This window comes from Xylanibacillus composti, from assembly GCF_018403685.1.
Taxonomy (GTDB): Bacteria; Bacillota; Bacilli; order Paenibacillales; family K13; genus Xylanibacillus; species Xylanibacillus composti.
Genome location: NZ_BOVK01000018.1, coordinates 130360 through 140797, shown reverse-complemented (window position 1 = coordinate 140797; position 10438 = coordinate 130360). Strand labels below are relative to the sequence as shown.

The following is a 10438-nucleotide window of genomic DNA, read 5'->3' as shown; positions in this document are numbered from 1 at the left end:
TCCTGATTGTAATGCCTATATCTACTTTGATTCGTTTGCTCCTTTCCTGACTGTGATGCTTATATCAGAATCGTGTAAATTAGAGGTATTCTTCACACCCTTCCTGCTTGTCGAGCTAAGTCGAGCTAAATCAATCCATGTAGACCTCATTCATTATGGTCATTTCGCTCAGGAAGGCGTAATTCAATCAATGGTCGCCCCGTACCCGTACAGCCGTACCAGAACGTGCCTCCCCCGTAATTGGACAGAAAAAAAGCCCGCATAACGCGGACCATGTACATAATGCACAAAATTAGTAACCAGTCTTTCCTTGGCCGCCAGTGACAATGGCGATGCCAGCGCTGGCCCCAATGCGGGTTGCACCTGCGGCGACCATTTGCTGCGCTGTTTCAGCATCGCGCACACCGCCGGATGCCTTGACGCCCATTTCTGGTCCGACCGTTTCCCGCATAAGCCGGATGTCCTCAACGGTCGCGCCCCCAGGACCAAAACCGGTTGAAGTTTTGACAAAGGACGCCCCTGCCTCCTTCGCCAACAGGCATGCTGCTCGCTTTTCCTCCTCTGCGAGCAGTCCTGTTTCCAAAATCACTTTAACCGGAACTTCTCCCGCCGCTTCAACTACCGCCTGAATATCAGAACACACTTCTTCATGACGACCTGATTTGAGGGCGCCGACATTCAACACCATATCGATTTCCGTAGCGCCATTTCGGATAGCTTCCCGCGTTTCTTCTGCCTTCGCCCCGCTTGTCGTGGCCCCTAGCGGAAAGCCGACTACTGTAGTGATGCCCACAGATGTTCCCTCCAGCAGTTTAGCCGCTGCCGAAACCCAATATGGATTGATACACACGGTTGCAAAACCATATTGCCTAGCTTCTTCGCAAAGCTTGCTGACCTGCTCGGCTGTCGCCTCCGGCTTCAACAAAGTATGGTCGATCATACGAGCGATTTTTTCGTCCCATTGTGGCACATTTGTCATCCTTAATCCTCTCCGCTTCTTCAACGTTTGCTTCTATTGTACATGGTTCGCAGACAATGCGCTACGCCGCGCAGCAAACAGAATCCTGCTGCCTATTTGGCGGGATCCATGGGCTTAGCGTTGTCCTTTCTCATAAGGAGTCCCCAGCGCAGCCGGGGATATTGCCCGGCCGACAAAACCGGCGAGCACAAGAATTGTAAGCAAATACGGGAACATATAAATGAAATCAACCGGGACGAATTGGGTCAGGCCGTATACTTGAAATACGGACTTCATGGCAGAGGCTATGCCGAAAAACAATGCCGCAAGCATAGCCTGAAACGGGCGCCACTTGCCGAAGATCAACGCAGCCAATGCAATATATCCCTGTCCGGAGATCGTATTGTGGGAGAAGTTGTTCGTCGTCGTCAAAGCAATGGTGGCCCCTCCTGCAGCTGCCAACGCACCGCTCAGCATGACAGCGACATAGCGCATCCCGTACACCGATATCCCGGCTGTATCCGCTGCCCGCGGATGCTCACCCACCGCATATAGTCTGAGACCGAACGGGGTGCGATACACGATATATGCGGTGAGCGTTACTGCCAAAAATGCAACGAAGCTGGTCGGATACGCCCGAAATAAGGCGTTGCCCAAATAAGGAATATCCGCCAAGTAAGGGATTGCCCATTCCGAAAACCCTCTTTGCAGGGTAGGGGTCTGGGCGGAGCCGCTGAATATGAGTTTGGCCAAGTAGAGCGTCAAGCCTGTCGCCAAAAAATTCAGGCCCACCCCGCTGACGACCTGATCGGCGTTGAAGGTGACAGAGGCGAAAGCATGCGGCAGAGCAAACAATGCGCCAGCAACGACGGCAGCAAGAAATCCAAGCCAGGGCGCGCCATTCCCCATACCCGCGACATTGCCCGCAAAGTAGGCGATCGCTGCTCCAGTAAAAGCCCCTACTGTCATCATGCCTTCCAGCGCGATGTTCACGACACCCGACCGCTCGGAATACAGCCCGCCAATCGCTGCGAAAATCAGGGCTGTTGCAAACACGATCGTCGTGTGAATCAGATCGCTGGCTATTGTCAACCACTCCAAGTTAAGCCGCCTCCTTTTTGCGCCTGCGCCCGCTTAGCAGTCTGAGCATGGCCGTAATAATGCCCGCCGCAGCCACAAAGAAGATAACCATCGCAATGACGATGTCGATCAACTCCTCCGGCACACCGGCTCCGAACTTCATACCCGGCGCGCCATAGGTCAGCGCCCCAAGCAAAAATGCGCTGAGCACTGTCCCTAAAGCGGTGTTGCGCCCGATCAGGGCAACGGCCAATCCGAGAAACCCGTATCCCCGGAAGGCCGCTTCTACAGATAAATAGTGGTAGACGCCGAGCATTTCTGCCGCTCCTCCCAGTCCGGCGAACATGCCGCTGCCGAACATGGCCGCGATCATGCTCTGCTTCACCTTAATGCCGGCATATTCAGATGCATGCGGATTGAGTCCAACAGCCCGCAGCTCAAAGCCAAGCTTCGTCTGCAGCAGCACAATGTAGAACACAACCGCGCATCCTAATCCGATCAGAATGCCAAAGTGGATGCGGGCATGCTCGAACAAGCCGGACAGCCAGTCCGCAGACAGCCATGCAGACTCTTGCGCAGTTCGGGAGCGCATCTGCCCCGGCTCAAGCATAAAGCGCTTGGTCAAGTAGTTGACGAGATAGAGGGCGATCCAATTCAGCATAATCGTGCTGATAACTTCATGCACGCCTCTAGCCGCTTTCAGATAACCGGCTATGCCGCCCCATATGCCGCCAGCCAGCGCCCCAGCTGCCACTGCCGCAACTGCATGCAGTCCCCACGGCAAATGCCAGAATACGCCCACATAAATACCCGCCATTGCCCCGATAATGAACTGCCCTTCGGCGCCAATGTTGAACAAGCCTGTCCGAAAGGCAAACGCCACGGCCAATCCTGTAAAAATGAGCGGGGTGACCTGTCTGATCATTTCTCCGAAATTGTACATATCGCCAAATGATCGGGTAAGCAACGACTGATACGCCGTCAACGGGTTGTAGGAACCTAGAAGCATGATCAGCGCCCCGCTGGCCAAGCCCAGCAGCACGGCAATCACCGGCAGCCATGTGCCTTCCTTGAACAATGCGGAAATGCGGCGAAATGTTTTGGGCATCCGATTCTCTTGCTTATTGGCCATGGGACTCACCGCCCTTTTCCGCTTCCATTTTCTCCATTTCCCATTCCGCCTCCGCACGGGTATGCCCGGACATCATAAGCCCGATTTCCCTCTCATCAATATCATCCGGCCGCACAACGCCAACGATCCGTCCTTCATATATGACCGCGATCCGGTCGGACAGCCGCATGATTTCCTCCAGTTCCAACGAGTAGAGCAGCACCGCCTTGCCTTGATCCCTTTGCTCCAGGATACGGTTGTGAATAAATTCAATTGCGCCTACATCCAGTCCCCGGGTCGGTTGGGTAGCAATCAAGAGCGGCGGACCGCTGTGGAGCTCCCTGGCAATGACGGCTTTTTGCTGGTTCCCGCCCGACAACGCCCTTGCCTTCGTTTCTTCGCTAGGGGTGCGAACATCATAATCTTCAATCAACTGTCGCGCATGCTCTCTAATGACAGCGTGCTTCAGGAAACCAAACCTTTGAAAAGCTGGTTGGAAATATTGCTTCAGCACTAAATTATCTGCTACCGAGAAATCGAGGATTAACCCTCTCTTTTGGCGATCCTCCGGGATATACCCCACACCCGCTTCCGCAATCGCTCTAGGGGAGAGACCGTGCATCTGCTGGCCTCCCAGCCTAATTTCTCCGCTCTCTGCCCGGCGCAGCCCGGTGATCACCTCGATTATCTCTCGCTGGCCGTTCCCCTCTACGCCTGCAATACCCAGAATCTCTCCGGCCCGCACCTCAAAGCTCAGCTGATTCAAGATTCGGACGCCCCGCTCATCCGACGCGGTGACATGTTTGACCTCCAGAACAGGCGTCTCGGCGCGAGCCGGCTTTTTGACTACTTCGAATCGCACCTGGCGGCCTACCATCTTGGCCGCAAGCTCATCGGGTGTCGTCTTGGCGGTTTCCAAGGTTTCCACGACTTTGCCGCGACGAATCACGGTGACCCGATCAGCAACCGCCATAATTTCTCTCAGTTTATGTGTAATGAGCAGAATCGTCTTCCCTTCTTGCGCCAGCCTGCGCATCATCTTGAGCAGCTCGTCGATTTCCTGAGGAGTCAGCACAGCCGTTGGCTCATCGAAGATAAGAATGTCCGCCCCGCGATACAAGGTTTTGAGAATCTCCACCCGCTGCTGCATGCCCACAGAGATATCCCTTACGCGCGCATGGGGATCAACCTTCAGTCCATATTTCCCGGACAGCTCCCCTACCTGCTGGGCCGCCAAGCCAAGATTGACTTCCCACCCTCTTCTAGGTTCCAAGCCCAGCACGATGTTCTGCGTTACGGTAAACGGCTCCACCAGCATAAAATGCTGATGAATCATCCCGATGCCAAGCGCAATCGCATGCCCAGGATCGCTAATGCTGACTGGCTTCCCGTGAATCCACACTTCGCCTTCATCCGGCTGGTACAAGCCGAACAAAATATTCATCAGTGTCGATTTGCCGGCACCGTTCTCGCCCAGAAGCGCGTGTATTTCTCCTTTTCGCACCTCCAAATTGATCGCATCATTCGCCACAATGCCCGGAAACCTCTTCGTAATCTCCTTCATCTGAACGGCCGTCGGCCTCGCATCCACCATCATTTACCTCCCGACTCGTTCTATGCCAGACAGACGCTTCACTCGGTTTATGGATTTTCCGGAACGGTTAATTCCCCATCAATAATGCGCTGTTTGAACTCCTCTACCTTGTCCAGCACTTCTTGCGGCAGGTTGGGGTTGTGCTCGGGAAGGCCGACCCCATTCTCCTTCAGGCCCAGCGTGACCACCTCTCCTCCCTTGAATTCATCCCGCATCACCTCTTCCGAGATGGTGCGCACCGCGACGTCCACGCGCTTAATCATGGAGGTGAGCGTAATGTCATTCCCGAAGGTTTGGGCCTGATCCTTATCCACTCCGATGACCCAGACATCGCGACCTGCATTGCGCAGCTCCTTCGCCTGCCCAAATACGCCGTCCCCGGTTGAGCCGGCCGCATGGAAGATAATATCGGCCCCGCTATTGTATATGGTGGACGCGGCTGCTTTTCCCTGATCCGGGGCGTCGAATGCACCCGTGTAATTGACAATCAGCTGCGCATCCGGGTTCGCAGCCTCAATCCCGGCCTTGAACCCTGCTTCGAACCGGGTAATAACAGGAATCTCCGAACCTCCGACAAATCCGATTTTATTCGTTTTCGTCATCATGCCCGCTACTACCCCGACCAAGAACCCTCCGTCATTTTCCTTAAAGGTGACGCTCACGACGTTAGGCGCATCCACGACATCGTCAACGATGCCGAGCTTGGACTCCGGATTTTGATTCGCCACCTGCCTGATGGCATCGCTCATCATGTATCCGATTCCCCAAGTGAGATCACGCCCGCTTTTCACGAATTGGTTCAGATTGGGCACGTAATCGGCATCATTCTGGCTTTGCAGATAGTCCACCTTGCCGCCGTGCTCTTCAGCAAATTGCTGAAGCCCCTCCCAAGCACTTTGGTTGAAGGAATTATCATTCACGCCTCCGACATCCGTCACCATAGCTACAGAAATCTCCACTGTTCGCTCCGGACGCCCGTCGTCAGTACCATCAGTTACTTGATCTGCTGGTCCTGTGTTGCCTGCCCCTTCATTTGCGGCATTGCCCGCATTTCCTCCTCCACACGCGGCGAGCATCATCAACAGCGCTACGGTTAACAGTCCCAGCAAGAACTTTCTTATCCCGGGTTGCACTCGCATAAGATTTCATCCCCCTGCTATTTGGATTGATTTCAACTGCTAAGTTTCCCGTCGGAAGGTAAAAACATGTAAGGAACTGAAAAGAAAGGACAACGAGAGTTAAATCAGGATCGTTGAATCATTAATGTCAGCATAGAAATATAGCCCGCTATAGCCTACAATGGAGATAGATGAACCTGTACCCTACCCTATAATTTGATTGTGGGTGTACTGGAAGGCGAAGCCTGGATACAACCGAGAAGTGGACGATCAGCCAATCGGAGGCACTGAAAATGGGGGATGACAATGTTGGAGATGATGGCAGACACGATGTCCCGCTTCCATCTTCGCCATCGGGATCAGCAACCGCTGACCGTGGCGATGCACGCGCATCCTTTTTACGAGATTTTCTATTTTCACAAAGGGAGATGCCGGTATTTAATCGGTGACCGCATCTACGATTTGGCACCGGGCAACGTGATTCTCATGCACGGCATGACACTCCACTGCGCCAATGTCGATCCAGACGAGGAATATGTCCGAACCGTCATCCATTTCACACCATCGTATATCGAGGGGGCCGTTCATTTTCCCCATGCACTGGATTTGTTGAACCCGTTCCGCAAGCTGAAAAACGTCTGCCTCCCGCTAAATCCTGAACAGCAGACGGAATTTGAGCAGCTGTTGGCCCGGTTGGACCGCTTGCAAGCAGCAAAGGATCCGATCTCATACAATCGGCTGCATCTTGCCTTTCTCGACCTGCTTACCGTGCTGTATGGGTATGCCGAGGAACGGCTCAAAATCGCGGACGAACACAAATACCCTGAAAAAATGCGGGGAGCGCAAAGCATCATCGCGTATCTGGAACGGCACTACATGGACGATGTCCATCTGGACGATCTGGAAAGAGAGCTGCATCTCAGCAAGCACTACATGGCAAAGATTTTCAAAGAAACGACCGGCATTACCATCTTCACCTATTTGTACACGAAGCGCATTAACGAATCGAAAATCTTATTGATCACTCATCCAGAAATGAAAATTACGGATATCGGGTACCGCGTCGGCTTCAAGCACCCTGCGCATTTCAGCCGCGTTTTTCGGCAGCAGACCGGATGCACGCCCGAGCAATTCCGCAAACAGGAGGTTTGGACATGAATACGCTTACCCAAATGCTTGCCCCGATACCGCTGCCGCCTATGATCCGCATACGGCAGAGTTTTGATGCTTCTCGGCTGGAGGATCCAGCTGGCGAGCTGCGCCGCAAGCTGGCTGACTCCCCTGAGCTTGCGCGCATCCAACCCGGCCAGCAAATCGCAGTAGTAGCCGGGAGCCGCGGCATTGCCAACCTGGCAGCCATGACCAAGGAACTGGTGGAGGCCATTCGCGCTCGCGGCGCCGAACCCTTCCTTGTGCCGGGCATGGGCAGCCACGGCGGCGCTACCGCGGAGGGCCAGCAACGCGTGCTGGAGCATCTCGGCATCAGTGAAGCCAGCATGGGCGTCCCCATCCGGTCATCCATGGACGTTGTCGAGGTTGATCGGCTGGAGAATGGCTTGCCTGTCTATGCCGATGCGCTGGCAGCTCAAGCGGACGGCATCGTCGTCATCAACCGGATCAAGCCGCATACGGCATTTCGGGGACGCATCGAAAGCGGCTTGATGAAGATGATCGCCATCGGGCTAGGCAAGCAAAAGGGCGCAGAAGCATGTCACCAGCTCGGCTTTAAGTATATGGCGGAAAACGTGCCGAAGATGGCCAATATTTTAATTCAAAAGCTGCCGATCTTGTTTGGCGTCGGCATCGTGGAAAATGCGTACGATCAAACTTGCCGAATTGAGGTCGTGGCGGCAGCAGAGATGGAAGCCAGGGAGCCTGAGCTGCTCGAAGAAGCCAAATCGCGCATGCCGCGCATTCCCTTCGAGCAACTAGATGTCCTGATCATCGACTACATCGGCAAAAACATTAGCGGGGACGGCATGGACCCCAACATAACCGGACGCTACCCGACCCCCTATGCCCATGGCGGCCCGGATGTCTCTAAGATGGTTGTGCTCGATCTGACAGCAGAGTCCCATGGCAACGCCAACGGAGTCGGCACGGCAGATTTCACAACACGCCGTTTGGTCGACAAGACAGATTGGCCGGCCACATATGCGAACGGGTTGACCTCCACCGTTTGCGCGCCTACGAAGATGGCAACTGTACTGGAGAATGATCGCGACGCCATTAAAGCCGCTATCAAGACCTGCAATATCCTTGACTACACCACTTGCAGACTGGCCCGAATTCGCGATACTTTGCATCTCGGTGAACTGGAAATTTCTCTCCCGCTGCTGGAAGAGGCGCGTCGCATCACCGGAGTCGAAATCGTGGGAGTACCATACGAGTGGACGTTCGATGCGGACGGTTATTTGACGAAGTAAAGGAGTCTTTGTGATCATGAACTTATTTGATTTGAGCGGAAAAACAGCCGTCGTCATCGGCGGCAATGGTGTGCTGGGCAGCGCCATGGCACAGGGACTGGCCAACCATGGAGCGGCCGTAGCAGTAGCCGGGCGCAATCAGGAAACCGCCCGGCAGGTTGCTGCGGCAATAGCCGAAGACGGGCCATCAGCCAAGGCTTTTCAAGTCGATGCCACGAAGAAAGCAGACCTGTCTCAATTGTTGGAGGATGTGCTTGCCTGGAATGGCAGCATCGACATCGTCGTCAACTGCCCCGGCACGAACAGCGCCACACCGTTCTTCGAAGTCACAGAAGAAGAGTGGGACAAGATCATGGACGTAAATCTAAAAAGCGTCATGCTCTCCGGACAAGTGTTTGGCGAATATCTGACAAAGCGCGCACAAGGAGGAAGCATCATCAATATTTCCAGCGTGTCCTCCGATCCCCCTTTGTCTCGAGTCTTCACCTACTCGGCTTCAAAGGCAGGCGTTAATAACGTAACCCAATTCCTCGCCAGGGAATTTGCGCCTTACGGCGTACGGGTCAACGCTATCATTCCGGGATTCTTCCCTGCCGAGCAAAACCGCGCCATTCTGAAGCCGGAGCGCGTAACGTCCATCATGGGCCATACGCCGATGAACCGGTTTGGCGAGCCGCACGAGCTGCAGGGCGCGGTTGTGTGGCTGGCGTCCGATCAAGCGTCCGGTTTTGTAACGGGCTCCCTCATCCGCGTGGATGGCGGATTTGGAGCTATGACTATATAAGAGGAGTCGATTTGCATGGCGGATACAGTTGTTTCGGGCAAAGAACTGGAGGCTTTCGTTAGACAAACGGTACAAAAAACCATGATCACTGATATGCACACACACTTGTATGCGCCGGAATTCGGCAGCCTCCTTCTGTGGGGGATCGACGAGCTGCTCACCTATCATTATCTGGTTGCGGAAACTTTGCGCTGGACAGAAGTCGACTCGCCCTACGAACAGTTCTGGTCTCTGTCCAAATCCCAACAAGCCGAGTATATCTGGAGGAAGCTCTTTCTCGAGCATTCCCCCTTAAGCGAAGCAGCCAGCGGTGTGCTGCAGGTGCTGCACACAATGGGACTCGACGTAGGAAGCAGAGACTTGAACGAATATCGCAAGCAGTGGGCAAGCCGTACGCCGCAGCAGCAGATCGACGCGGTTTTCCAGCTAGCCGGAATCAGAGACGTGGTGATGACCAACGATCCGTTTGACCCGAATGAGCGAGAATTGTGGTTGGACGGCAGGGGCAAGGAAGACCCGCGCTTTCACGCAGCGTTGCGTGTAGATCCGCTGCTAAACAATTGGGATACAGCCGTGCCGGAGCTTCATCGAATGGGTTATCAAGTCGAGGCGGCATGGACTGACCAAACGATTAAAGAAACACAACGTTTTCTCAGGGACTGGGTTCAACGAATGGACGCGCTGTACATGGCTGTATCCATGCCTGGCGATTTCCGCTACCCGATCGAGGATCATCGTGCACGCATGATTGATGAAGTGATGATCCCGGCTTGTCAGGAACTGGGCATCCCCTTCGCACTAATGATCGGCGTTCGCCGTCAGGTGAATCCTGAGCTAAGGCTGGCCGGAGACATGAGCATGCTGTCCGATGTCTCCTCTGTAGAAGCGCTCTGCCGCAAGTACCCGCAGCAGAAGTTTCTAGTCACCATGCTGGCCAGGGAAAATCAGCACGAGCTCGCCGTGCTGGCTCGCAAATTCCGCAACTTGATGGTATTTGGCTGCTGGTGGTTTTTGAATATCGGTTCAATTGTGAAGGAAATGACTGCCTTCCGGGTAGAGCTGCTAGGAACCAGCATGATTCCACAGCACTCCGATGCCCGCATTTTGGAGCAGTTGATTTATAAATGGGGGCATTCCCGGGAAATCATAGCCAGCGTCCTGACAGAAAAATATAGCAGGCTTCAGCGCGTAGGTTGGACGGCCTCTCGAGAAGAGATCAAACGGGATGTCGAAGATCTGCTCGGCAACAATTTCTGGCGATTCGTTGGAAAGACCATTCCTGGCAACTAAATACTTGAATATCTTGCATGTCGCGGCAGGCGGACGTTCGGAAGAACGTTCGCTTTTTTTTGTCTGGAAGTTGGACC

General features: G+C 54.2%; 9 protein-coding genes. 4 read left to right on the top strand and 5 right to left on the bottom strand.

The window, feature by feature from the left end; all coding sequences use genetic code 11:
- Window positions 1-292 precede the first annotated feature (292 nt).
- The 5 genes from deoC to XYCOK13_RS08245 all read right to left on the bottom strand — a co-directional run bounded on the left by deoC (window position 293) and on the right by XYCOK13_RS08245 (window position 5882).
- Window positions 293-979, bottom strand: a complete 687-nt coding sequence (gene deoC / locus XYCOK13_RS08265) for a deoxyribose-phosphate aldolase (protein WP_213411596.1) — start codon at window positions 977-979, stop codon at window positions 293-295.
- Window positions 980-1093: 114 nt separating this feature from the next.
- Entirely contained in the window at window positions 1094-2059 is a 966-nt protein-coding gene (locus tag XYCOK13_RS08260) for an ABC transporter permease (protein ID WP_213411594.1), read from the bottom strand.
- 1 nt (window position 2060) lies between these two features.
- Complete coding sequence (locus XYCOK13_RS08255) at window positions 2061-3170, bottom strand: ABC transporter permease (protein WP_373314357.1); 1110 nt, start codon at window positions 3168-3170, stop codon at window positions 2061-2063.
- Complete coding sequence (locus XYCOK13_RS08250) at window positions 3160-4743, bottom strand: ABC transporter ATP-binding protein (protein WP_213411592.1); 1584 nt, start codon at window positions 4741-4743, stop codon at window positions 3160-3162. Before XYCOK13_RS08250 ends, XYCOK13_RS08255 begins: the two co-directional genes overlap by 11 nt.
- Before the next feature lie 47 nt (window positions 4744-4790).
- Window positions 4791-5882 (bottom strand): BMP family lipoprotein, encoded by a 1092-nt coding sequence (locus XYCOK13_RS08245; RefSeq protein WP_244865062.1) that lies wholly within the window; start codon window positions 5880-5882, stop codon window positions 4791-4793.
- A 285-nt stretch (window positions 5883-6167) separates the two neighbouring features.
- On the opposite strand from XYCOK13_RS08245, the gene XYCOK13_RS08240 reads away from it, so the two are divergent.
- The 4 genes from XYCOK13_RS08240 to XYCOK13_RS08225 are packed head-to-tail and all read left to right on the top strand — an operon-like array spanning window position 6168 to window position 10361.
- The gene (locus XYCOK13_RS08240; RefSeq protein WP_213411590.1) at window positions 6168-7019 is read left to right on the top strand and encodes a helix-turn-helix transcriptional regulator; all 852 of its coding nucleotides are present in this window, start codon (window positions 6168-6170) and stop codon (window positions 7017-7019) included.
- Entirely contained in the window at window positions 7016-8287 is a 1272-nt protein-coding gene (locus XYCOK13_RS08235) for a nickel pincer cofactor-dependent isomerase, group 22 (RefSeq protein WP_213411589.1), read from the top strand. The genes XYCOK13_RS08240 and XYCOK13_RS08235 overlap by 4 nt, the downstream gene beginning before the upstream one ends.
- A gap of 16 nt (window positions 8288-8303) precedes the next feature.
- Window positions 8304-9071 (top strand): SDR family oxidoreductase, encoded by a 768-nt coding sequence (locus XYCOK13_RS08230; RefSeq protein WP_213411570.1) that lies wholly within the window; start codon window positions 8304-8306, stop codon window positions 9069-9071.
- Between the two features lie 15 nt (window positions 9072-9086).
- The gene (locus XYCOK13_RS08225) at window positions 9087-10361 is read left to right on the top strand and encodes a glucuronate isomerase (RefSeq protein WP_213411568.1); all 1275 of its coding nucleotides are present in this window, start codon (window positions 9087-9089) and stop codon (window positions 10359-10361) included.
- The last annotated feature ends 77 nt before the right edge of the window (window positions 10362-10438 follow it).

Bases quoted from the DNA above. Each gene is read 5' to 3' on its own strand.
- deoC (WP_213411596.1), bottom strand. From the start codon at position 979: ATGACAAATGTGCCACAATGGGACGAAAAAATCGCTCGTATGATCGAC.
- XYCOK13_RS08255 (WP_373314357.1), bottom strand. From the start codon at position 3,170: ATGGCCAATAAGCAAGAGAATCGGATGCCCAAAACATTTCGCCGCATT.
- XYCOK13_RS08250 (WP_213411592.1), bottom strand. From the start codon at position 4,743: ATGGTGGATGCGAGGCCGACGGCCGTTCAGATGAAGGAGATTACGAAG.
- XYCOK13_RS08245 (WP_244865062.1), bottom strand. From the start codon at position 5,882: ATGCGAGTGCAACCCGGGATAAGAAAGTTCTTGCTGGGACTGTTAACC.
- XYCOK13_RS08240 (WP_213411590.1), top strand. From the start codon at position 6,168: ATGTTGGAGATGATGGCAGACACGATGTCCCGCTTCCATCTTCGCCAT.
- XYCOK13_RS08235 (WP_213411589.1), top strand. From the start codon at position 7,016: ATGAATACGCTTACCCAAATGCTTGCCCCGATACCGCTGCCGCCTATG.
- XYCOK13_RS08230 (WP_213411570.1), top strand. From the start codon at position 8,304: ATGAACTTATTTGATTTGAGCGGAAAAACAGCCGTCGTCATCGGCGGC.
- XYCOK13_RS08225 (WP_213411568.1), top strand. From the start codon at position 9,087: ATGGCGGATACAGTTGTTTCGGGCAAAGAACTGGAGGCTTTCGTTAGA.